Origin of the sequence: Caballeronia fortuita, assembly GCF_001544835.2 — a bacterium.
In the GTDB taxonomy this organism is placed as follows: domain Bacteria; phylum Pseudomonadota; class Gammaproteobacteria; order Burkholderiales; family Burkholderiaceae; genus Caballeronia; species Caballeronia fortuita.
The window spans coordinates 239,189-261,433 of sequence record NZ_FCNX02000003.1; the positions used below are offsets into that span (position 1 = coordinate 239,189).

At 62.2% G+C, this 22,245-nt stretch carries 24 protein-coding genes; 10 read left to right on the forward strand and 14 right to left on the reverse strand.

Annotated elements, in window-relative coordinates; all coding sequences use genetic code 11:
* Positions 1-106 precede the first annotated feature (106 nt).
* On the forward strand, positions 107-1,303 hold the full coding sequence (locus AWB77_RS08060) for an acyltransferase family protein (RefSeq protein ID WP_061133885.1): 1,197 nt from the start codon (positions 107-109) through the stop codon (positions 1,301-1,303).
* On the opposite strand, the gene AWB77_RS08065 is transcribed toward AWB77_RS08060, so the two are convergent.
* Together AWB77_RS08065 and AWB77_RS08070 are read right to left on the reverse strand one after the other, a co-directional pair.
* A complete protein-coding gene (locus AWB77_RS08065; RefSeq protein WP_061133886.1) occupies positions 1,287-2,660 on the reverse strand; it encodes an MATE family efflux transporter in 1,374 nt (457 codons plus the stop codon). The two genes, AWB77_RS08060 and AWB77_RS08065, sit on opposite strands and share 17 nt — an antisense overlap.
* Positions 2,661-2,987: 327 nt before the next feature.
* Entirely contained in the window at positions 2,988-4,361 is a 1,374-nt protein-coding gene (locus AWB77_RS08070; RefSeq protein WP_061133887.1) for a sigma-54 dependent transcriptional regulator, read from the reverse strand.
* A gap of 408 nt (positions 4,362-4,769) precedes the next feature.
* Here AWB77_RS08070 and AWB77_RS08075 point away from each other — a divergent pair, with 408 nt between their 5' ends.
* On the forward strand, positions 4,770-5,684 hold the full coding sequence (locus AWB77_RS08075; protein WP_061133888.1) for a response regulator: 915 nt from the start codon (positions 4,770-4,772) through the stop codon (positions 5,682-5,684).
* A gap of 20 nt (positions 5,685-5,704) precedes the next feature.
* Here the strand turns inward: AWB77_RS08075 and AWB77_RS08080 are convergent, their stop codons facing one another.
* A complete protein-coding gene (locus AWB77_RS08080) occupies positions 5,705-9,646 on the reverse strand; it encodes a response regulator (RefSeq protein WP_244158490.1) in 3,942 nt (1,313 codons plus the stop codon).
* 452 nt (positions 9,647-10,098) lie between these two features.
* Between AWB77_RS08080 and AWB77_RS08085 the strand changes: the two genes are divergently transcribed.
* Both AWB77_RS08085 and AWB77_RS08090 read left to right on the forward strand, forming a co-directional pair.
* Positions 10,099-10,272: a DUF3563 domain-containing protein gene (locus AWB77_RS08085; protein ID WP_244158491.1), complete on the forward strand. Its 174-nt coding sequence runs from the start codon at positions 10,099-10,101 to the stop codon at positions 10,270-10,272.
* 27 nt (positions 10,273-10,299) lie between these two features.
* Entirely contained in the window at positions 10,300-11,139 is an 840-nt protein-coding gene (locus AWB77_RS08090) for an alpha/beta fold hydrolase (protein ID WP_061134088.1), read from the forward strand.
* Here the strand turns inward: AWB77_RS08090 and AWB77_RS08095 are convergent.
* On the reverse strand, positions 11,128-11,775 hold the full coding sequence (locus AWB77_RS08095; RefSeq protein WP_061133891.1) for a VC0807 family protein: 648 nt from the start codon (positions 11,773-11,775) through the stop codon (positions 11,128-11,130). The genes AWB77_RS08090 and AWB77_RS08095 overlap by 12 nt on opposite strands.
* A gap of 92 nt (positions 11,776-11,867) precedes the next feature.
* Entirely contained in the window at positions 11,868-12,179 is a 312-nt protein-coding gene (locus AWB77_RS08100; protein ID WP_061133892.1) for a hypothetical protein, read from the reverse strand.
* Between the two features lie 221 nt (positions 12,180-12,400).
* Between AWB77_RS08100 and AWB77_RS08110 the strand changes: the two genes are divergently transcribed.
* Both AWB77_RS08110 and ppk2 read left to right on the forward strand, forming a co-directional pair.
* A complete protein-coding gene (locus tag AWB77_RS08110; protein ID WP_061133894.1) occupies positions 12,401-12,622 on the forward strand; it encodes an HP1242/YdcH family protein in 222 nt (73 codons plus the stop codon).
* 51 nt (positions 12,623-12,673) lie between these two features.
* Positions 12,674-13,777 (forward strand): polyphosphate kinase 2, encoded by a 1,104-nt coding sequence (gene ppk2 / locus AWB77_RS08115; RefSeq protein ID WP_061133895.1) that lies wholly within the window; start codon positions 12,674-12,676, stop codon positions 13,775-13,777.
* Here the strand turns inward: ppk2 and AWB77_RS08120 are convergent.
* Entirely contained in the window at positions 13,774-14,664 is an 891-nt protein-coding gene (locus AWB77_RS08120) for a LysR substrate-binding domain-containing protein (protein WP_061134089.1), read from the reverse strand. The genes ppk2 and AWB77_RS08120 overlap by 4 nt on opposite strands.
* 82 nt (positions 14,665-14,746) lie before the next feature.
* Between AWB77_RS08120 and AWB77_RS08125 the strand changes: the two genes are divergently transcribed.
* Entirely contained in the window at positions 14,747-15,514 is a 768-nt protein-coding gene (locus AWB77_RS08125) for a sulfite exporter TauE/SafE family protein (RefSeq protein WP_061133896.1), read from the forward strand.
* A 60-nt stretch (positions 15,515-15,574) separates the two neighbouring features.
* Here AWB77_RS08125 and AWB77_RS35655 read toward each other — a convergent pair whose 3' ends face one another.
* From AWB77_RS35655 to AWB77_RS08135, 3 genes are all read right to left on the reverse strand, one after another.
* Complete coding sequence (locus tag AWB77_RS35655) at positions 15,575-15,721, reverse strand: hypothetical protein (protein ID WP_157694774.1); 147 nt, start codon at positions 15,719-15,721, stop codon at positions 15,575-15,577.
* A gap of 16 nt (positions 15,722-15,737) precedes the next feature.
* On the reverse strand, positions 15,738-16,202 hold the full coding sequence (locus tag AWB77_RS08130; RefSeq protein ID WP_244158492.1) for a hypothetical protein: 465 nt from the start codon (positions 16,200-16,202) through the stop codon (positions 15,738-15,740).
* 243 nt (positions 16,203-16,445) lie between these two features.
* The gene (locus tag AWB77_RS08135) at positions 16,446-16,649 is read right to left on the reverse strand and encodes a cold-shock protein (RefSeq protein ID WP_008347993.1); all 204 of its coding nucleotides are present in this window, start codon (positions 16,647-16,649) and stop codon (positions 16,446-16,448) included.
* A gap of 242 nt (positions 16,650-16,891) precedes the next feature.
* Between AWB77_RS08135 and AWB77_RS08140 the strand changes: the two genes are divergently transcribed.
* The gene (locus tag AWB77_RS08140; protein WP_061133897.1) at positions 16,892-17,680 is read left to right on the forward strand and encodes an aldolase; all 789 of its coding nucleotides are present in this window, start codon (positions 16,892-16,894) and stop codon (positions 17,678-17,680) included.
* Positions 17,681-17,707: 27 nt separating this feature from the next.
* Here the strand turns inward: AWB77_RS08140 and AWB77_RS08145 are convergent, their stop codons facing one another.
* Genes AWB77_RS08145 through AWB77_RS08155 form a run of 3 tightly spaced genes read right to left on the reverse strand, consistent with a single transcriptional unit; the run spans position 17,708 to position 18,785 of the window.
* Positions 17,708-17,914 (reverse strand): hypothetical protein, encoded by a 207-nt coding sequence (locus tag AWB77_RS08145; RefSeq protein WP_341844956.1) that lies wholly within the window; start codon positions 17,912-17,914, stop codon positions 17,708-17,710.
* Positions 17,915-17,926: 12 nt separating this feature from the next.
* Positions 17,927-18,151: a hypothetical protein gene (locus tag AWB77_RS35305; RefSeq protein ID WP_061133899.1), complete on the reverse strand. Its 225-nt coding sequence runs from the start codon at positions 18,149-18,151 to the stop codon at positions 17,927-17,929.
* A 40-nt stretch (positions 18,152-18,191) separates the two neighbouring features.
* Positions 18,192-18,785 carry a DUF1349 domain-containing protein gene (locus AWB77_RS08155; RefSeq protein ID WP_061133900.1) on the reverse strand — a complete coding sequence of 198 codons (594 nt, stop codon included), beginning with the start codon at positions 18,783-18,785 and terminating at the stop codon, positions 18,192-18,194.
* 147 nt (positions 18,786-18,932) lie between these two features.
* On the opposite strand from AWB77_RS08155, the gene AWB77_RS08160 reads away from it, so the two are divergent.
* Positions 18,933-20,363 carry an HdeD family acid-resistance protein gene (locus tag AWB77_RS08160; RefSeq protein ID WP_061133901.1) on the forward strand — a complete coding sequence of 477 codons (1,431 nt, stop codon included), beginning with the start codon at positions 18,933-18,935 and terminating at the stop codon, positions 20,361-20,363.
* Positions 20,364-20,377: 14 nt separating this feature from the next.
* On the opposite strand, the gene AWB77_RS08165 is transcribed toward AWB77_RS08160, so the two are convergent.
* Positions 20,378-20,635, reverse strand: a complete 258-nt coding sequence (locus AWB77_RS08165; protein WP_061117089.1) for a hypothetical protein — start codon at positions 20,633-20,635, stop codon at positions 20,378-20,380.
* A 39-nt stretch (positions 20,636-20,674) separates the two neighbouring features.
* Positions 20,675-21,514 (reverse strand): NAD(P)H-binding protein, encoded by an 840-nt coding sequence (locus AWB77_RS08170; protein WP_061133902.1) that lies wholly within the window; start codon positions 21,512-21,514, stop codon positions 20,675-20,677.
* Between the two features lie 112 nt (positions 21,515-21,626).
* Between AWB77_RS08170 and AWB77_RS08175 the strand changes: the two genes are divergently transcribed.
* Positions 21,627-22,235, forward strand: a complete 609-nt coding sequence (locus AWB77_RS08175; RefSeq protein WP_061133903.1) for a TetR/AcrR family transcriptional regulator — start codon at positions 21,627-21,629, stop codon at positions 22,233-22,235.
* The last annotated feature ends 10 nt before the right edge of the window (positions 22,236-22,245 follow it).

A 22,245-nucleotide genomic window follows, 5' to 3' on the forward strand; every position in this document is an offset into this window, starting at 1 on the left:
AGTTGCCATCCGACGAGCGGGTTGGCGGAACTTCGCTGAAAACGCATGTGTCCACGGGCCTCGCGGCCTTTTTCGTAGGTCGGCATGAACCGCGAGGAGAGTATCGATGAATGGAGGACGTGTTGCCGCGCTCGACGCCGGGCGGGCGCTCGCGATCGTCGGGGTAGTCGCAGTACACCTGTCGTTTCAGTTTCCCAATCTGCCAGGCGCCGTTTCGCTCATGGCGCGCATGGGTCAGTATGGCGTGCAGCTTTTCTTCGTGATTAGCGCGATCACGATCTTCATGACGCTCGAGATGGATCACGCGCGTTGTGCGGATGTGCGTCATGTCACGCTGCGCTTCTACATCAAACGCTTCTTTCGCATCGCGCCGATGTATTACGCCGCGATCGCGGTCTACGGTCTCATCAGTTATGGCGCGACGCGCTCAGGCATCGACCGCGCATGGATTCTCGGTGCGCACGGACCGATCGACGTTCTGCTCAACATGCTCTTCCTGCACGCGCTCTCGCCGACGGCAATCAATAACGTCGTGCCGGGAGGATGGTCGATCGGTGTGGAAATGCTGTTCTACATGATCGCGCCATTGCTGTTCTTTCTCGCGATGAATCGCGCGCGGCTGTTGCTGGCGACCGTCGCTCTGCTCGGCGTTTCGTGCGCCGTAATGTCGACGAGCGATTGCAACGGCACGCTCGATTGCAATATCGCCAACAACACCTTCAGCTACTTCTGGCCGCCTGTTCAAGGGCCGTGCTTCATCGTCGGCATGTGGGCGTGGTACGGGTTCCGCTCGCATCTGCTCGGGGCATCCGACGTCACGAAGCGCGTATCCTGGCTCTACTTCTCGCTGGCACTTGGCTTTGCGCTCCTCACCGCCACGCTCGGTGTGTGGCTCGACAAGGCGCATGCATTCGCGCCGCTGTTTGCAGCATGTAGCGCCGTCGCTTTTTTGTTGTTCGTGTGCTCGCATCACGCGCGCAAGCGTGGCGACAGGCTGCAGCACGCGCCTTGCATTGCCTTTCTTCGACGCTGCGCCGCAGCGCTAGGCCGCGAAAGTTATGGCATTTATCTGTGGCATTTCATCTGCGTCTATCTGACGTTTCATTTCTTCGATCGCACGTTCGGGCAGAAGAACGGAGAGACGTCGCTCGCGCTGTTCGGCGCGACGCTGATCGCGGTGCTCGTCGTCTCTTATGCGCTGTCGCGCGTGTCGGACCGGCTTATTCAAGGGCGCGCGACGCGCATGTCGAGACGTTTGCTAGCATCGGTCGATCGGCGTTTTCATATCACGCACGATGCTTGAGCGCATGAGTTCGGAGCCGGGCGGCTTGCGCGGGCAGATCTAAACGCCTGCCACGCGTGCGATACAGCGCGATGCTTGCCGCGAGCGTCGCCAGTTCAGTAACGGCGACCGTCATCCATAAACCGCGTGGTCCGAGCCATTCGGTCAGGAACCATAGCATCGCCAATAGCAATAGCCAGCTTCGCAAGAGCGCCACGATCATCGATGCGAGCGGCGCTTCGATTGCGGTCAGATAGCCGCTGATCGCAACATTGATGGCGGCGGGCAGGAACGCGAGCGCGCACCACGGCAATGCATCGCGCAACAGCGCTTGAGCCGCTTCGCTGTTGGGCACGAAGAGCATGCCGAGCGGTTGCGCGAGCGTGAGGATTCCGAAGGCGGCGGCGAGCGCGAAACCTTCAGTGACGACGATGCCGATCGAAAACGCACGCGATACGAGATGCGCATTGCCCGCGCCGCGCTGGAAACTGACGATGGGCTGCATGCTTTGCACGAGCGCGACCATCGTGACCGAGGCGATCATCGTCATGTACTCGACGACCGCAAATGCGACGAGGCCCGTATCGCCGAGCCAGCGCAACACCGCGTGATTGAACGCGAAGAGCGTAACACTCGGCGCGATCTCGCCGAGAAACTCCGACACGCCGTTATAGGCCATGCGCCATGCGTGATCCAGACTCGCGAATGCGCGCGCAACGGGATGGACGTGCCGCGCTCTGAAGAAGTGATAGGCGAGCATCGGCACACAGGCGAGCGCCTGACTGATACCCGATGCGAACGCCGCGCCGCGCATGCCCCATTGCATGTGACCGACCATCCACCATGTCAACGCGACATCGGCAATGCCGCCCGCGATCAGGCAGACGAGACCGAATCTGGCCGCGCCTTCGATGCGTAGAAACAATTCGAGTGCATAACATGCCGTCGGGAAGAGAAGGAACGGCGCATACGCATGGAGGAAGTCCTTTGCGAGCCGTGAGAGTTCACCGCGCGCGCCGGTCCATTGCACGAACGTGTCGGCATGGAGATGAATCGCCAATGCGAATGTTATGCCGCATAGACCGAGCAACCAGAGCGCTTGTGTGAATGCTTCGGCGGCATCGCGTTCGCGCCGCTCACCGAGCAATCGCGATACGAGCGTCGCTCCGCCGACACCGATCATCACGCTGAATGCGTAGGGCAGATAAAGCAGGGGAACGAGCAGGTTCAGCGCGGCGAGCGCGTCGGCACCGACATATCGGCCGATGAAGATGCCGCTGATGACGGAGTGCATGCAGTACACACATGCGGCAAGCACGGTGGGTACGGCGTAGCTGGAGAACTGACCAACGAGAGAGGTGTTGTTATGCGAAACCATATCTGACAAACCGATGTTGCTCGCTGGCACGCCGATACGCCTTCGCGACGCTTCAGGCGTGCGAATGAATGTTATGGCATGGCGCATTAGCGCAATATGAGCGCGCCTTATCGGAAGAGGCGGGCTGCATAAGATTGGAACGAGACTGCGTAGCGCCTGGACTGGCGGCGCGAGCTTCGCCAGCGGCTACGAGAGCAAGTGATGCGCGAATGCCGTCTCAGGCTTTCACGATGCGGTGGTTGGAGTGACAAACACGAAAAGAGGTTCCCTTTCGCATTCTTAAGCGAATCATGAATCGCGCACTGTCCATGCGCTATTCACTCAACCTCAAGCGCCCGACGCTTCCAGTGGCCGGTCCGCTTTCGCGCGCAACCCGTATGCGGTGAGCATGCGATAAAGCGTGACGCGCGAGATGCCCAGTTCATCCGCCGCTTCGCCGAGACGCCCGCGATGACGCAAGAGCGCCACTTCGATCGCTTGCCGCTCGGCTGCCTCGCGTGCTTGCGCAAGCGTCATCGGCGCGGCTTCGGCATATTCGCCGAGTTCGAGATCGCTGGCGAGAATCTGCCGTCCTTCCGACATGACAATCGCGCGACGCACGCGATTGATCAACTCGCGCACGTTGCCTGGCCAGCCGTAGTTATGCAACGCCGCGATCGCGCACGGTGCGAAGCCGCGCAGCCGGCGGCTTGCATCCTTTCTGAAGCGATCCAGCATATGATTCGCAAGCAGTTCGATATCCTTGCCGCGCACGCGCAGCGGCGGCTCGTCGATCTGCAATACACAAAGGCGGTGATACAAGTCGGCGCGGAAGCGTCCTTCGAGCATTGCCTGCTGCATGTCGACGTGCGTCGCCGAGATGATGCGTACATCGACATCCGTTGAACCCTGACCGCCGAGGCGTTCGATCTTGCGCTCCTGCAAGAAGCGCAGCAGACTCGCCTGGCTTTCGAGCGGCAGATCGCCGATTTCATCGAGAAAGAGCGTGCCGCCGTCGGCTGCTTCGACGCGTCCGATCTTGCGTTGATTCGCACCGGTGAACGCGCCGCGCTCATAGCCGAAAAGTTCCGATTGCAGCAAATGCGCCGGTATCGCACCGCAATTGATTGCAACGAACGGCTGCTCGCGCCGCACCGATCGCTCATGAATCGCGACAGCCGTGAGTTCCTTGCCCGTGCCGGATTCGCCGGAGATGAAGACAGGAGCATCGGTCATCGCGACTTTGCGAATCGAGCGATACAGCGCCTGCATCGCATCGCACGAACCGACCATGCTGCCTTCCTTGCAATCCTCCTTGCGCGGATCGTTGCACGCGGTGTCGTGCAACGAAACCATGCCATATGCATGGCCGACTGCATCGACGATACGATCGGTGGTAGACGGCACCGTCACATAGTCGAAACAGAAGTCTCGAATCAACCTGCATATCTCGGGGTTTTCTGCATGCTCGACATCGACGGTGGCGACCCAGCCGATTTGATAACCTGCGAGCAGACCCGAGAGTGTCGCGGCTTCGGCGGCATAACCGCGGCTCGTCAGATCGACGATCCCCGCGGCGGCGCGTTTGCCATGCTTGGTGGCTTTCGGAGGTTTGGCCGGATCGATGCGTTCGATGTTCCAGCCGCGAGCGTGCAGGCGTCCGGACAGATCGTCCGATACGACGCGTCCCACGTAATAGAGCGTTCTTGCTTCCCCGTGCATGGCTTTTCCCGGCTTGTTTTTAGTAGGTGTGTGCCAAGTATGCGCCCGGATGCCTTAAGGTAAGAAGCCTCGCAAACGATAAGCCGATTTTGAATGTTTACATTGATCGGCGGAATCGATTAAAAACGTCGTAGCACTTTTTGCGAGACGATCGTGCGGAAAACTCAGGCACGTATGTGCTTTAACGTACGAAGCCTTACGTGGGATGGTTTCGGTAGCACACAGAGCCGGAAGTTATTACTTATCAGGTTATCGATATGTTCCGTGAGAAGAGTATCTGGGCGATCGAATCTGGCTGACACTGAAATATCAGATAATTAATACTTTCATGAAATTGCATTTGATGCGCACGCATAGCGCGCGTAGAGTTTGCGAATGGCTACTTGTAGGACGAATACCCGCTCGAATATGGATAAAGCAGAAAGCTACTCTTCAACGTACCAGCCGCGTCTGCTTCTCGTCGATGACGATCCGGCGATGATCCGCATCATCGGCGAAATGCTCGCGGAATTCCCCAATCAGCGCTTTGCCACGACAGGCGAGGCTGCGCTGGCCCTCGCGCGCGAATCGAAGCCCGATCTCATTCTTCTCGATGCGAATCTGCCCAACATGACGGGCTTCGATGTCTGCGAGATCCTCAAGAGCGACGCGAAGCTCGCTCGCGTGCCGGTTATTTTCGTCACCAGTCACGACGCACCTGCGCTCGAAGTCGACGCGTTCAACATCGGCGCCGCCGATTACGTCATCAAGCCGCTTGTTGCGCCGCGATTGCAAGCACGCGTGCGCGCACAGCTTCGTCAGCGGCATCGCGTGATGGAGGCGCATGCGCGCCGGCACCAAGAGGGCGCAAAGCCCGCGACATCGAAACCAACGGGCGTGCGCGTGCTCGGCATCCTCGCCGACGAGATGATCGACACGTATCGTCATGCGCTCGAAGCTATCGGCGCGGTCGACCTTGTGAAGGATTGCAATGCCGCGCTCGATCTCGCTCGAAGCAAGGAGCCGGATGTGATCGTGCTGGATGCGCGTTGCTGCGATAACCCTTGCAATGCGGTGCGAGCGTTGCTGGCCGAATTCCCGCATGTGCCTATCGTCGTGCTGGCGGACAGGCGCGATGTCGAAACGGAGCAATGCACGCTCGATGCCGGCGCGGCAGATGTCATCGCTAAACCACGCCGCTCCGCCGTGTTGCAGGCGCGCGTGCAGGGCGCACTGGTCTCGGCGCGCAACGCGCGTGAAGAATGGCGGGCGATGCTCGAAGCAGCCGGCGGCGCGAGCGTTCATACGTTCCCAGTCTTCGCTCGCGATGCACGCGGCCGCTAGCTCGTAACATGGCCTTCAATTCACACTTGCTCGAGCATGTCGCGCGCGATTTCGGATGCGCGCGCGAAATCCAGCGAGCGCACACGCGCTAGAAACTCCTCGAAGCTATCGCGATACGCGCTCGGCGCATGCGCCGATAACTTCTCGGATAGCGCTATCGCCTGCAGATTCGATGCATCGAGCAATTCGACGATAGTCGTGAGACGCGCGCGCCATTCCTCTTCTTCAAGCGGCGATGCGTTTGGATGTTGCGCGTTCGAACGAGGCCGCCCGAATTCATCAACAAGCTGCGCTACGCTCGATGCAAGCAATCGCCGCATGGTCGATAACTTCGCATGCGTCGCGTCTATTACGTTCGCATCGTGTTCGAGCGTGTTCGCGAGCTTTGCAAGCGCCGCAGCGCCGATGGTGCCCGCGCTGCCCTTCAACGAATGCAGCATCGATGCAACGCCTTTCGCATCATGTGCCGCGAGCGCGGCGGCGAGTCGCGCCAGTTGCATATCGGTCTGCGCGTGAAAGCCGTCGATCGCATTGCGGATCAAATCGACATTGCCGCCGAAGCGCGCGACGATCGATTCGCGCGGCTCGATGATCGAACCGATATGCACGTCCGCGTGCTGCGTGTCATGCGTCGCGGGTGTGCGTCCGGTCTGCGCGAGCAACACTGCGACCAACCGCTCGACATCGATGGGCTTGCCCACGTGTTCGTTCATGCCGGCTTGCAAACAGGCGTCGCGATCTGCGCCCGATGCATTGGCCGTCATAGCGATGATTGGCAGCGCAGCGAAGCGGTTGTCCGCGCGAATCAGACGCGTCGCTTCGAGACCGTCGAGATCGGGCATCTGCACGTCCATCAGCACCGCGTCGAAGCGCGAGCTTGCGGCCACGACGGAATCGACACCTTCGCGTCCGCTCTGTGCGAGCAGCACCGACGCGCCTTCTGCAAGCAATAAGCCCTCGGCGACTTGACGATTGAGCGCGTTGTCCTCGACGACGAGCAGCGTGAGTCCCGCAAGGCGGCGCGCTTTCTTCGTCTGCGGTTGCGCGCTCGACGGCATCGTTTCGATGGTGCGCGGCAACGCGGCGCGTATCGCGGCGGCGAGTTGCTTCGGCGTCACGGGCTTGGTGAGGAAGCCGGCGAAAGGCGCGGCGCCGCCGTCCTGCGATTCCTTCAACACTTCGCGACCGAACGCGGTGACGAGCAGCACGAGAGGCGGCGTCGCGCGGCTGCCCGTCAGTGCGCTGATCTGCCTGGCCGCGTTCAGTCCGTCGAGTCCCGGCATGCGCCAGTCGAGCAGCGCGATGTCGTAGGGCGCATCGCTCCTTGCGGCATCGCCGATGCGTTGGACCGCTTCGGTCCCGCTCTTCACGATGTCCGCGTGCCAGCCGAGCGCGCGCACCGTGCGCGACATGATCTCGCACGCGATCGCGTTGTCGTCGGCGATGAGAATGCGCGTGCCGCGTTGCAGGGTCGCGCTGTCGTCGAGCCTCGGCGCGCCGGCCGTGTGCACGCCGAGCGTAATGTCGAACCAGAAGCGGCTGCCTACGCCGACGTGGCTTTGCACGTCGAGTTGACCACCCATCATCGCGACGAGACGCTTGCTGATGACGAGCCCGAGTCCCGATCCGCCATAGCGACGCGACGTCGACGCTTCCGCCTGCGTGAAGCCCTCGAAGATGCGTTCGAGCTGCGTTTCACTGATGCCGATGCCGCTGTCGCTCACCGCGATGCGCACGCGAACGGTATCGTCGGCGGCAGCACCGAGACGATGCACGCTCACGACGATCTGACCCGCCGACGTGAACTTGAGCGCGTTGCCCGCGAGATTGATGAGCACCTGCTGAAGCCGGAAGCTATCGCCGATGAGCACAGCCGGCAAGGACGGATCGAGGTCGAACAGCACTTCGACGTCCTTGTCGCCTTGATTGCCCGAAAGCACGATGCCGAGTTCTTCCATCAGCTTTTCGGGTTCGAACGGATGACTGTCGAGTTGCAGCTTGCCCGCTTCGATCTTCGAGTAATCGAGGATGTCGTTGAGCAGATTCAGCAAGGACTTCGCGGCGGTTTCGGCCTTGCTGAGGTAATCCTGCTGACGTGCGTTGAGCGCGGTCAGTTGCACGAGATGCAGCATGCCGAGCACCGCGTTCATCGGCGTGCGGATTTCGTGGCTCATGTTCGCGAGAAACGACGACTTCGCCGCGCTCGCCGCATCCGCCTGTTCCTTCGCGTTGCGCAGATGATATTCGAGCTCGTATTGATCGGTGACGTCGTAATTTACGCCCGTCATCACGATAGGTATGCCGCTTGCATTGCGCTGCGTGCGCAGGCCGCTCTGGATGTGCCGCGTCGTGCCGTCGGGCAAGACGATGCGAAAGGGCCGCAACGTTTCTGCGTCGCCGGCGGCGGCCGCGCGCAAGTCGGCCATGATCGCTTCGTGATCGTCGGGATGGATGCGCAGGCGCCAGTGCTCGAAGTGCAGGCCGTTGTCGAGCATCTCGGGCGGATATTGATAGATCTCGAACATGCGCGCGTTCCAGTGCAGCTTGTCCGTCGCGAGATCCCACGACCAGATGCCCAATTCTGCGATATCTGCTGCGAGCAGCAACTGGTCGCGCGCGTGCGCCAGTTCGCTGCGTTCCTTACGCTGCCGGGAAATGTCCGTAATTACCGATACAAAATGCAAAGCGCCATCGAGCCGCATCGCGCCGGTCGAGACGTGGGCGGGGAACGATGTGCCGTCCTTGCGCTGGCCGGCAAGTTCGCAGTCGGCAGTCGCGACCCCGCTGTCGCCCTTGAATTGCATTATGTATTCGTTGTACGCATCCAGATGCGGCGGCGGGACCAGCATCCGGATGTTCTGGCCGATGACTTCGCTCGCCTTGTATCCGAACACTTTCTCGCCCGCGGAGTTGAACGAGCGGACCGCGCCGCGTTCGTCCACGGTGATGATCGGGCTGATCGCCGTGTCGAGCACGGTTTGCGTCGTCGCGAGACTGCGCGCGAGCGCCTGCTCGATACGGGTGCGCGCGGTCACCTGGCGCACGAGCCGCGCGCCGAACATCGCGATGACGAGCGCGAGCACGGTCGTGACCGACGCATGCCAGAGCGTGTCGCGCCACCACGGCGCGAGGATCTCGTCCTCCGCGAGCGCCGCGGCGACGAAGAGCGGATAGTCCTGCAACTCGCGCAGGCTGTTCAGGCGCGTGACGTGATCCTGCGACGAGCGCGTCGTGAAGACACCCGAGCGGCCCTGTTCCAGATGCGAACGATAGAGCGCGGTCTCGCTCACGTTCTTGCCGACGAAGCGCTCTTCGAACGGACGGCGCACGACCATCACGCCCGAATTCAGCACGAGCACCGCCGCGCCCGACTGGCCGAGATCGAGGCTGTCGTAGAAGCGCGAAAAGAAATCGACGTCGACGGTCGCAAGCGCGACGCCCGCAAAACTTCCATCGGGCGCATCGATGCGGCGCGATACCGGCACGATCCATTTGCCTGTCGACCGGCTTCTGACAGGCGGCCCGATATGCGAGCCTTGATCGGTATGCGTGCGGTGATATTCGAAGTACTCGCGATCCGAGTTATTGAAATGCGGGTTCAGCGAGGGCTGCGAATTGACGAGCCACGTGCCGGTCTTGTCGAAGATGAAGAGACCGTTCAACTGCGGCAACTGCTCGACGCGCGACACGAGTGAGCGGTGCAGACGCGCGAGCGCTTGCGGCGACGTGCCGTCTTCCTCGACACGTTCCACCATGCCGATGAGCGTCGTGTCCGCTTCCTTGAAGGCGTCGTTGGCGTGCTGCGCCATCGCGCGCGCGAGATTGGACGTCGCCGTCGTCATTTCGTCGATCTGCACGCGTCGCGCGGCAACGCTGCGCCAGAGATCGGTGCCGACGAGAAGCGCGCAGACGACGACGATGAACAACGTCATCCTGAAGGTGAGCGAATGGCGACTGTGCACGCCGTTGTCTCCGAATGAGCGATTGCGGGGCGCCAGGCCGGGCGCGACGATCGAACGCTGCGTATCTTATCGCGCCATGCGGTCAGAACCGATCGGTGCGTTCCGCGCGGCCATCGACATGTTAACGGCGCGTGCGTGCCGGAACTTGACCCCGCGTCGCGGAATATTTCCTTCGCTGGAGCGGTATCGAAAGCAAGGAACCGCATCGGCAAGATGTTAGCGCTTTGCCGTCTTTCCGCGCTAAAAGCGTTGGTCCGCGCCCGACATTCGTGCCGGCCCGCGCGCGGCCGAACGCGCGTCGTGCCTTTATACGCAAGGGATTCGCGAAACTGGCACGGTGTCTGCGATATAAGCCGGCACCGCCGCCTCAGCGACTCCCCGATTCACCGAACTCACCTGTTCGCTCAGCCGGCACTTCATGCAAAGACTCGTAGATGCAAGTGGAGCGAATCATGTTGGGATACCTAATCAATGTGGCGAGAGATATCGTGCTGCCGCAAGTGATCGGCTGGACCGGGATACTGCTTGACCGCGCGGAGCACAGCCGCCGCGATCGTTATCTCGGATCGTGCGCGGATATCGGTGAACTCGAACGCCGCATGCGCGAGTGCGACACCGACGCCTGATCATTCACCAAGCGAGAACGAGCGATGATGCCGACGATTAAGACTTCGAACGACGAACACACCGGCGCGCCGGTCATCGCGCTGCATTGCTCGGGTGCGGGTGCGAATCAGTGGCGTCAGCTTGGTGAGACGCTCGACGCGCTCAGCACGGACTGCGCGGGCTATGCGCTCATCGCGCCGGAGCATTATGGTTGCGACAGCGTCGGTCCGTGGAGCGGCGAGCGGGCTTTCACGCTCGCGGACGAAGCGGCGCGTACCATCGAGATCATCGATCGCCAGCGCGGCAAGGTTCATCTGGTCGGACATTCTTATGGCGGCGGCGTCGCGTTGCGCGCGGCGCTCGAACGGCCTCATGGCGTCGCGAGCATCACGCTATACGAACCTTCCGCGTTTCATCTTCTGAAGGGCATGGGCGCGCGCGGCGCGGCCGAATTCGCGGAGATTCTCGCGATTGCGGCACGCACTGCCGAAGGCGTCGTCGCGGGCGATCTGCGTGGCGCGGCGCGTTCGTTCGTCGAATATTGGGGCGGCCATGGCGCGTGGTCCGCGCTGCGTCCATCCGTGCAGGCGATGCTCACGCGCTGGGTGCCGAAAGCGCCGCTCGATTTTCGCGCGCTGATTCACGAGCCGACACCCGCGAGCGCATATGCGAAGCTGCGCATTCCCACGCTCGTCATGCGCGGCGAACATGCGCCCGCGCCGACGCGGCTCATCGCAGAGACGTTGCCTCAGTTGATGCCGGCGGCGAAGCTGATCGTCGTGCCGGACGCGGGACATATGGGGCCGCTCACGCATGCGTGCACGGTGAACGCTGCAATTGCGGGGCATATTGCCGATGCAGTGAAGGCGGATGATTCAGCCGAGTAGACCGTCGCGCGATGTCGCGCTCGTACCTTGACGCTCGATGAGGCGCGCGCGGAACCAGAAGGTCCACGCGAGCAGGCCGCCATAGATCACATAGCTCACGATTGGCGATACGACGAGATAGCGTTCGACCGGCCACGTCCAGGCAAACCAGAAGCGCAGCACTGTTTCGATCGAAAGTCCGATACCCCACACAAGCGTCATGAGCCGCAACGACATGCGCAGCGAAGCGCTTTCGTTCCAGTACGCCTCGAAGCGCTCGGCGCCGTGTTCCTGCTCGCGCGTGACGGTGGCGCGTGCGAGATAAAAGACAAGCGGGCGCTCGAAGAAGAGCGAGATCAGAAAGACGATGCCCGTCGCGCCCGCCGCGAGCGATTCGCGCACGAGCAGGATGCGCGGGCTGCCGCCCATTGCGAGCATCACGATCGATAACGCGATGCCGAACAGCACGAGCGCGGAGAGCGCATCGACGCGGCGCGAGCGCGCGAATTCGGCAACGCTCCAGATGAGCGGCGGCGCAGCGGATGCGTACAACGCGCCGACATCGCCCCAATGCGGCAGCGCAAGCCGATACGCCAGCCACGGAAGCAGCAGATTGGCGGCGAGTTCGAGCAAGAGACCGGGCTTGATCTTTTTCATGGACTCAGGGATGTGCGCGTTGAACGCTGGACCGTGAGTCAAGTATAAAAGATCGGACGTGCGTGGAATCAGGCCGCCTTTGAAGCAAACGGCTACTTCTTCGGCGCTGCGCCAGCGGCGGCCGGCGTGCCCGGGACCGCGCCGTTCGCGGTGTTGCCGGCGTTGGGGCTGTACGTCGAGTTGGCGTTGTAGTTCGGCGTGGTCGTCGTGGCGTTCGGCGTGTTGGGCGTCGCGGGCTTCAGAGGCTTTGGCTGTAACGTCTGATTGATGACGCCCATTTGCCCCATCTTGCGTGCGGCCGTGCTGTCCGCGCTGGCTGCCGTCGTAAAGCACAAGCCGGCAATACCGGCGATAAGCGCAACCTGCAGGGCGCGTCCCTTCGCGCGATTGCGGATTCTTTTCATGTCGGCCTCCTTGGCTCAAAACCGGCCGCACACATGCGTGCCGGCGCTATTCATGGTGTGCAAGGACGGTGCCCGTATGGAAGAGGGTTTCTACCTAAACGCATCGAACGCGAGGTGCGACGCTGTAACGCACCAGCCCTTGATATTCATCGAAGAAGCGGCGGGCTCCGATCGGTAACATGTATTTCGAATTACTAATTTCTCCACCGGAGGTTCACCGCATGTTTCCCGAATATCGCGATCTCATTTCGCGTCTGAAATCCGAGGACGGCCACTTTTCGCGGCTCTTCGAGCGTCACAACGAACTCGATCATCGGATTCACAATATGGAGACCGGCGTCACGCCCGCGGATACGTTCACGATCGAATCGCTGAAAAAAGAAAAGCTGATGCTGAAGGACAAAATCTACGTGGTCTTGAGAAAGGCGCACGAAGCCGCCTGAGCGACAGCCTTGAGAGACGAGAGCCACCAGAGCAATCACGACGAGGAACGGATGAAGCTGATTTCGCCAGACAAGACTGCGCAAAAGAACGACGGCGAGGACGACGGCGACATTGCGGCACGCGCAATACCCGAAGGCATCGAACAGGAAGAGACGGGGCGCGCGATCGAAGCGGCGCATGGCCTCTTGAACAACAGCGTGGACGACATACTTCAACGGCTCGACACGCAGAAAGGCCAACAGACGGACTCGCTCATCGATACCGTGGCGACGCTGATCGGCGGCATGTCGCCCGATGAAGTTTCCACGTTGCGCGCGCATCTTTTCGATGGAGACGCCGTGCTGCGAACGGCCAACGGTTCGACGGATCCCGACGACGAGCTATCGCCTTCCTGGCGCGAGGGCGGTTATCCGTACCGGCATCTGATGTCGCGGCGCGCGTATGAGAAGCAGAAGTATCGACTTCAGGTGGAGTTGCTGAAATTGCAGGCCTGGGTGCGTGACACCGGTCAGCGCGTCGTGATTCTCTTCGAGGGACGCGACGCGGCGGGCAAGGGCGGCGCCATCAAACGCTTCATGGAGCATCTGAATCCGCGCGGCGCGCGCGTGGTCGCTCTGGAAAAGCCGTCCGAGCGCGAGCGCGGCCAATGGTACTTCCAGCGCTATGTCGAGCACCTGCCTACCGCAGGCGAAATCGTGCTCTTCGACCGCTCGTGGTACAACCGCGCGGGCGTCGAGCGCGTAATGGGATTCTGCACGCCGCGCGAGTACGACGACTTCATGCAGCAGGTGCCTGCGTTCGAACGGCACTTGTCGCAAAGCGGCACGCATGTCATCAAGCTATGGTTTTCGGTGAGCCGCGCCGAGCAGCGTCGCCGTTTCAAAGAGCGCGAGATCCATCCGCTCAAGCAGTGGAAGCTGAGTCCTGTCGATCTGGCCTCGCTCGATAAATGGGATGCCTACACGGACGCCAAGGAAACGATGTTCGCGCACACCGACAGCGCCGACACGCCGTGGACCGTCGTGCGTTCCGATTGCAAGAAGCGCGCGCGCCTCAACGCGATGCGGTACGTGCTGCACAGGCTGCCCTATGCGAATCGCGACCTGAAGGCGATCGGCGCGGTCGATCCGTTCATCGTCGGGCGACCGTTCTAGCTCACGTCGGCGCCGTCGAGCAGCGTTTGCGCGAGCAGGCGCGCGTGCGGCGTGAGTGCGTCGAAATCACGGGCGCACAGATGCAGGCGGCGCGTGGCCCACGGCTCGGAGAGCGGCACGATGGCAAGCGCGGGCCGCTCCAGCATGCGCGCTGACGCTTCCGACAGGATCACGAGTCCGATACCGGCTTCGACCAGCATGCCGACGTTGTCGATGCTGCGCATGCGGATGCGATAAGCGATCTGCCTGCCAAGCCGCGATGCGCGCTCGGCCAGATGCAGTTCGAGCGCGGCATCCGACAATCCGACGAACGCCTCGCCGACGATCTCCGCGAACGGCACGGCACTTTCCCCCGCGATGCGATGCGCGCGGTTCGCGACCACCACCAGTTGATCCTGCGCGAGCAGATGCGTCTGCAATTGCCCCATGTCCGCTGTGTCCGATACGACGCCGAGATCCGCGCGGCTCTCCGCGAGCGCCTGCACGATATCGACACTCGGGCGCTCATCGAGATCGACCGAGAGATCGGGAAACGCAGCGAGGAAACGCGAGAGACGCGGCGGCAGGAAGGCGGCCAGCGCCGCCGTATTCGACATCATCCGGATGCGGCCTTTGAGGCCGGTCGCAAACGAGCGCAGTTCGCCGCGCATTTGCTCGACCTGGCCGAGAATCGCGCGCGCGTGGCGCACGAAGGCATCGCCGGCGGCGGTCGCCTGCACGCCGCGCCGGTTGCGTTCGAGGAGCGGCGCGCCGAGCGCGGCCTCCATGCCCGCGATGCGCTCGCTCGCCGAAGCGAGCGCGAGATGCATCGCCTGCGCGCCCGCCGTGATGCTGCCGCGTTCGATCACGGTCAGGAAGAGACGCATGTCGGTCAGGTCGAAGCGCATGACGTATCCTTCGGATTTGCCGAAGCCTCGCATTGGAAATGCCAGATTGTAAGCGGCTCCCGGCGTCGTTAGCATCTGTCGCATGCAAGCATTTATTCTTGTCAGCGGTGCCGGTTTTCTGGCGGGCGCGATGAACGCGCTGGCGGGCGGCGGCTCGTTCGTGAGCCTTCCCGCGATGATCGCCGCCGGCTTGCCACCGGTTCAGGCGAACGCATCGAGCACCGTCGCGCTCTTTCCGGGCGGCGTGGTGAGCGCATGGGCCTATCGCGACGGACTCGGTCCTGTGGGTTCCGTGTCGATCCGCAAGATGCTCGTGACGACGCTCGTCGGCGGCTTCGTCGGCGCGGCGCTGTTGCTGTCTACATCGTCGAGGACGTTTTCGTTCGTGCTGCCGTGGCTGCTGTTGTGCGCGAGTTTCACGCTCGCGTTCGGCCGCAGGCTTGGTGAGACATTGCGGCGGCGCTGGCATATCGGCGCGGTGGCAGTGCTGTCGATCCAGTTCGCGCTCGGCGTGTACGGCGGCTATTTCGGCGGCGCGGTCGGCATCATGATGATGGCCGTCTGGGGCCTGCTCGACGCGCGCGACCTGAAAAGCCTGAACGCGCCGCGCACGCTGCTCGTGAGCGCGGCGAACTCAGTGGCGGTGCTGACCTTCGCGGCGGCGCAGGCCGTGCGCTGGCCCGAGACCATCGCGATGCTGCTCGCGGCGATCGTCGGCGGATACAGCGGTGCGCAGCTCGGCCGGCGCGCGCCGCCGCAATGGATTCGCGCGGGCACGCTGATCGTCAGCGCAGGCATCACGGTCGCGTTCTTCGTGAAGACATACGGTCCGATGCTGTCGCATCGATGATGCGCGTCGGCGCTCAGGGAGACCATCATGATTCCCGTCTTGCTCGAAACCATCGGCGCGCTATCGCTTCTCGTGAGCGTTGCGGCGAAAATTGCGCTGCTTCACGGCACGCACGACGACGACGTTGCGCCCGATAAACCCGAACCCGCGCCGGTGCGCCGCATCCGGGCCGCGTGCTTCCGAAAAAAAGAACGGCGCGATGCGCATCGTGCGCGCTTGCCGGTCAGTGCGCGTTGCGTTCGATCGGCGGCAGGCCGAGCGGCGTTCGCGCGGACTCATAGGCACGGATGAAGCGCGGATCGTCGTCGAGCTCGCGCGCCATCCACTTCGACAGATCCGCGCCACATGCGGGATCGGCGAGGTCGCGAAAGCACGGCGAATTCGCCGGCATCATGCTCGCGGCCCAGTAGAAGCCGAAGAGCGCCTGCTTCTCGGCGGGGTCCATCGTAATCGCTTGAGGATCGGCACCCGACAGCCAGCGATCGAGCTTTGCGGAAAGCGACGTTTCTGTCTCGCGGCTGTCGTATGAGAAGACATAACCGCCGCCCGCCTGAGCAGTGCGAAAATCGTTCAACACGACTTCCGAGACGAAACGTGCCGCTTTTTGACTCGGCGCGAACGATTGCGCGTGCGCGTCGCCAGTCAGAAACCAGAGCGAGACGAGCAATGCATTTGTTTTGTGCCGCACGAACGCGCGGTGTTTTTTCCGATTGCTTGCCGGGTTCACGTGAATCAGAGGAAATAATTTCGTGCAGATGCGCGAGAGTGCGGGCATCGAACGGTGTGTATCGATTCTACTGATTTATTTCCATGGGCGTATGCGCCGCATAATCCGTCCATCCGGTTGCTAAATAAATAGTTGTGCATTTCGGCGCGCCAATACGAAACGGCCCTTGCGGGCCGTTTCGTGCCTGAGGCGACAGCGCCGAACTTACAGCGGCTGGATCGTCGAAGCTTGCTTGCCCTTCGGGCCTTGCTTGACTTCGAAGCTCACCTTCTGGTTCTCCTGGAGCGACTTGAAACCCTTCGACTGGATTTCAGAGAAATGGGCAAACAGGTCTTCACCACCGTCGTCCGGCGTGATGAAACCAAAACCCTTCGCATCGTTGAACCACTTAACAGTACCTGTTGCCATTTTTCCAAACCCTATTGAGACGAATTACGTTGAAGATGCGCTTCGAATTTCGAGCGGCATAGAGTTTTACCATGCCAGAACGCCGAGTTCAAATAAGCGTTTCTGCTAAGAGACGAGTCATATGCGCGTCATACTTCGCGCGGCAGCGCCAGTCTCGCCGGAATTTTTTTGTTCAGGTATTTTTTGCAATGCCTTCCGGTTATTCTCGACGTCCTGGCCGAATATGGCAAAGGCACCTCCATATGGCACATACGCTTTCCAACGCCGCGCCACGCGCCGCGCGGGCTCCCGTCAAGCTCGACGCGCCCGACATTGCGGAAGCGCGGCGGCAGCTTGCAGCCTGCTTTCAGCTTGCGGCGCTGCATGGATTCGAAGAGGGCGTCTGCAATCATTTTTCGGCGATGCTGCCGGGCCGCGACGATCTCTTCTTCGTGAATCCCTACGGCTACGCGTTCGGTGAGATCACGGCGTCGCGCTTGCTGATCTGCGATTTCGACGGCAGCGTGATCGACGGCGAAGGCGCGCCGGAGGCGACGGCATTCTTCATTCACGCGCGCGTTCACAAGCTGCTGCCACGCGTGAAGGCGGCTTTTCACACGCACATGCCGAACGCCACCGCGCTGTGTCTGCTCGACGGCCCGCCGCTCTTGTGGCTCGGGCAGACGTCGCTGAAATTCTATGGCCGCACGGCGGTCGACGAGCACTACAACGGCCTTGCACTCGATGATGCCGAGGGTGATCGCATCGCCAGCGCGATGGGCGACGCCGATATCCTCTTTCTCAAGAATCACGGCGTGATGGTTGCAGGCGCGACCATCGCCGAAGCATGGGACGATCTCTACTATCTCGAGCGCGCGGCAGAAGTGCAGTTGCGCGCGATGAGCGCGAACCGGCTGCTCAAGCCGGTGCCGCACGGGATCGCTCAACGCGCGTACGAACAGATGCGTGCAGGCGACGCCGAGAGCGCGCGGGCGCATCTTGCAAGCGGCATGCGGCAGTTGCGGGCGCGAGGCATCGACTACGAAGCATGATCACTTCTTCCTGCGCGAGCACCTGAATCATCCGCGCTTGCCCATATCGGTCTGCTGCAGGAACACGGCAAACACGATGATGAGCCCCTTCAGCACGAGTTGCGTATTGCTGTCGATATCGTTGAGCAAGAGGATGTTGCTCAGGAAGCCGAAGATCAGCACGCCCGCGACCGTGCCCGATACATGTCCGACGCCGCCCGAAAGACGCGTGCCGCCGATCACCACGGCGGCGATCGCATCGAATTCTCAGCCCATGCCGGCATCGGCCCTTCGCGGCGGCGCACGCATCGCGCAACGATCGGGGATAGCCCATGCGCTAGTTGTGCCCGCGAGCGGGCCTTGTTCGACCCACGGCGCACCTTCCCGCGGCAGGCCGTCGATGCCGGCGAAGTTGATGCTCTTCTCGCGGCCCGCGTTTTTCGCGGCCAGATACGCGCCGTGGGCGATCGGATCGCCGTGCGTGTAGACCATATCGATCTACGGTTGCACGCGCATCTTCTGCGCGATGACGCTACATCGAGACGTCGTGCAAGTCCTTCACGATGGGCGGTCCTATCCTGAAGTCGGAGAAGCGCACCGTGAGGCCGCCGCGCTCGGGCGTGCAGCACATCGGGCCGACGAGCCATCGCGCGTTCGCATCGCGCGATGCGGAGGGTGCAAAGGATGCGATACGCATGAGCGTCCAGTGGGTTTCATCGGCGCTGCATTGCACCTTCAGCACACCTTGTGCGAACGTCATGCGAATGCGGAAGCGGGGCGTGCTGGCCGGTGCGCCGAGGGACCAGTCGGAGCGTTCGTCGGTGAGAACCGTGCTGAAGGCGAGCGCGCCGTCGTTGTATTCGGCGCCCGCCTTGATCCAGCGTTGCGCGCTTTCGCGCACCATCAGGCCCGCCTGATCGTAGAGCGCGGAGAAGTCGCCGTCGACCGCGACTTCCGCCGTAAAGTCGCCATTCACGCTCGCGGCGAGCACATGGCCGCTGTCGCGCACGAACCCGTAGTGCGTCTTGCGCCAGAAGTCGGTGTTCGCGTCGGTGGTGACGAAGAGTGTGCCGTTCTCGATGCGCCATTGCGCGGGCTCGTTGATCCATCGGCATTGCTCGAACATGGCGTCTCCGTCGCGTGAAGAAGGGCAGCGCAAGTATGTCACGGCATGCGCGGTGCGACGCAGCGTCGTACGATCGTACGAATCTAATTTCAACGCGTGCTGCACTAACATGTAGGCCACATCGCCACTTCCTGGAAACAGAGCACGATGGTCAAGCTCATGATGATCCTGCTGGGCGTGGACTATTTGCGCAATCGCTGGCGCAGCCTGATGACGGCGGGCTGGCTGTTGCTATTGATCGGCATCGGCGTGTTCATCGATGCACTCGATGGTGCGCTCGGTTTCCCGATCACGTTCGTCGGCTGGTTGTTGCTGATCGAAGGCGCGCTCACGCTGGCGGTTTCGTGGGCGGGTGTCGGCGGTCAGCGCAGGCTGCGCCATGCGAAGGGCATCGCGTTCGTGCTCACGGCGGCGCTGATCTTCGAAGGCAATCATCACGGCCACTTCATCCTTTCGATACTGATCGGTCTCGCGTTCGTCTTCGACGGCTTGTTGCAGGCGACCTCGGCACTCGTCGTGCGTTATCGCCGCTATCGCGTCGCGCTCGGCTTCGCCATCTTCGAGATCATGCTCGGCGTCTTCATGATCCAGCCTTATCCGACGCATTACAAAGGCACGGTCCCGTATTGCATCGGCGCGTTCTTCATCTTCGCGGGATGGAATCTGATCGTGCTCGCGACGCGCGTGCGCAAGCTGACGAGCAATCCCGCCGTCTGGGGCGATGCGAGCGCCGAAGCGGCAAGCGTCGCGGGCGACAGGAATGACAAGCGCGACATGCAAGCCAACGCGCGGCCAACGTTGCAGGCGCGCGAATGGGATGGCCCGCCCGCCGCCGATGAACCCGCGCTGACGGTGCATGTATGGACGCCGGTGGGATCGTCGAAGGCAGAGACGCAATGGCATCCGATCGTCGATCGGTATATCGCGGCGGTGGATCTCAATGGCGTGATCTCCACGGGTCACGCGGCGCTCGAATCGCCCGAAGGCATCTACGTGAGTCTCTATCCGGCTGTCGAGATCGACCGCTCGCCCGATGACTTCGCGCGCCTCTTGCGGGCCACGCGCGAAAACGATGTGCCGGGTCTGTTCCAGCCGAGTTATGCGATCGAATCGAAGGCATGGTGCGAGTCGACGGTGCGCGTGCGCATACGCAATTACGATCCCGCGCGGCTCGATCGATTCTGGCGCGGCTATCGCGAGGACACGACATATAACCTCACGCATCGCAACTGTTCTAGCAGCGTGTCGCGCGCGCTCGATGCCGCGCTAGAAGGCGCGGCCGGACGTCTATACGGATCGCGCGCGGGCTGGGGCGCGCTCTTCAGGATGATCGTGACGCCCGAGCTGTGGGTCGCGGTGCAGGTGCGCAAGCGCGCAGTGACGATGGCCTGGACGCCCGGCCTTACGCTCGACTATGCACGCGCGCTCAGCATGGTTGCCGATCCGCGGCCTTATGCGTGGCTGAAGCTTGCGCGCATGGCGCTCACGAAGATGCGTGCATCGCGGCGCGCATGGCGAGATGAAGGGACGCTCGCGCAGGGCGGCGGATCGAACGCCGATCCGCCCGCGCGTGTTTGATGCGGCGTGCGCCGTTAAAGATCGAGGTCGTCGGCTTCCTTGCGCGCGCGGCGTTCCTCGTTCGCACGGCGCGCGCGCAAGCGCTGACGCGACAACTGGGCGATGACTTCACCCGTCGATGCGCCGGGCGGTATCTCGTTGCGGATGACCTTCGGCACCATCGGCAATCCCATGCGCTGTCTGCGCAGCGCGCGTGCGATCGCGGTGCGGCATTCCTGACCGTGACAATCCCATTCGTCACGGATTCGCTCACAGTAGGGACATTTTTCCATTCCCAAAGTCTACCGCGAAACAGTGCAGGCTTTCCCGCGTCACGCGTCCCAGACACCGCTTGCCGCGGTACGCGCCGCATAGTCCTCGAATGAACGCGCTTCACGATCCAAGGCGGCGCGCACGCCATCGGCGGGCTTTTCGTTGCGGCCATCGAGCACGGTGGTGAAGAGGTAGAGAATCAGGTCGGTCTGCGCTTTCGATACGCCCGCGTCGAGCAGACCCGCGCGAAATGAATCGGATGGCACGGGCACGAGATGCAGATCGCGCCGCGCTGCCTTCGCGATACATCCGAGCGCTTCGTTGAACGAGATCGCGCGCGGCCCGGTGAGCTCGTAGAGCCTGTTTTCGTGACCCGGTTGCGTGAGAGCGGCGACGGCGGCATCGGCGATATCCTCCGCATCGACGAAAGGCTCCTCGATATCGCCGACTGGCAGCGCGAGCGTGCCTTCGCGAAGCGGGTCGAGGAAAAAGCCTTCGCTGAAGTTCTGCATGAACCAGCTGCAACGCAGGATGGTCCAGCTCGCGCCCGAGCGTCGCAGCGCATCTTCGGCGGCTTGCGCTTCTTCCTCGCCGCGACCGGAGAGCAGCACGATGCGATCGACGCCGCTTGTAAGCGCCGTATCGAAGAATGCGCTGACCGTTTCTAGCGCGCCCGGCACCGCGAGATCGGGCTGATACGTGACATACACGCGCTTCACGCCTTCGAGCACGGCACGCCACGTTGCGCGATCGTTCCAGTCGAAGCGCGGCTGCGTGGAACGCGCACACGCGCGCACGGCGAGAGCTTGTTGTCGCAGCCGCTCCGTTACGCGCCGACCTGTCTTGCCGTTGGCGCCGAGAACGAGAATGGGTGCGACGCCGAAGTCCGTATGAGCCATGACCTTCTCCTGAGTTTCAAACGTGAGAGTTGCTCACGTTTAAAACATGATAGATACTCATGTTTGACTGTCAAGCATTTTCGGCACGCATTCATGCGGCAAAGGAATCGTCATGCAAGAGAAGCCGCCGCGCAGGCAGCCCGCGCAGCAACGCAGTCGCGAGCGCCTGGATCGCATTCTGGAAGTCGCGCAGCAACTGATCGCGGACAAGGGCAGCGAGCACGTCAAGATGAGCGAGATCGCCGAGCTTGCGGAGATATCGATCGGCTCGCTGTATCAATACTTTCCCGACAAGCGCGCGATCGTCCGCACGCTCGCGGAATCGTATGCGGCGGAAAGCCGCCGATGCGTGCGCGAAGCGCTCGACGCCGTGCAGAACAAGGCGCAATTGTTGAGTGCGTTCGCGTCGCTCGTCGACCAATATTATGAAATCGTGCTGGACAAGCCTGTGATTCGCGACATTTCGTCGGCGCTGCGCTCGGACAAGGAACTGATGGGAATCGAGATCGCGGAGAGCCGGGCGTGCGGCGCGTTGCTCGCGGCGGCCATCAGGCGCGTCAAGCCGCGCGTGGACAGCAAGCGCGTCAACGCGCTTGCTTTCTTGATCTGGCAGTTAGGCGAAGAGACGATGCGCCTCGCCGTGGCGCAGAGGCGCGGCGAGGGCGCGCTGCTCGTCGACACCTACAAGCAAATGAGCCTGCGCGCCATCGAAGCGGCGTAAGAGCGACGCA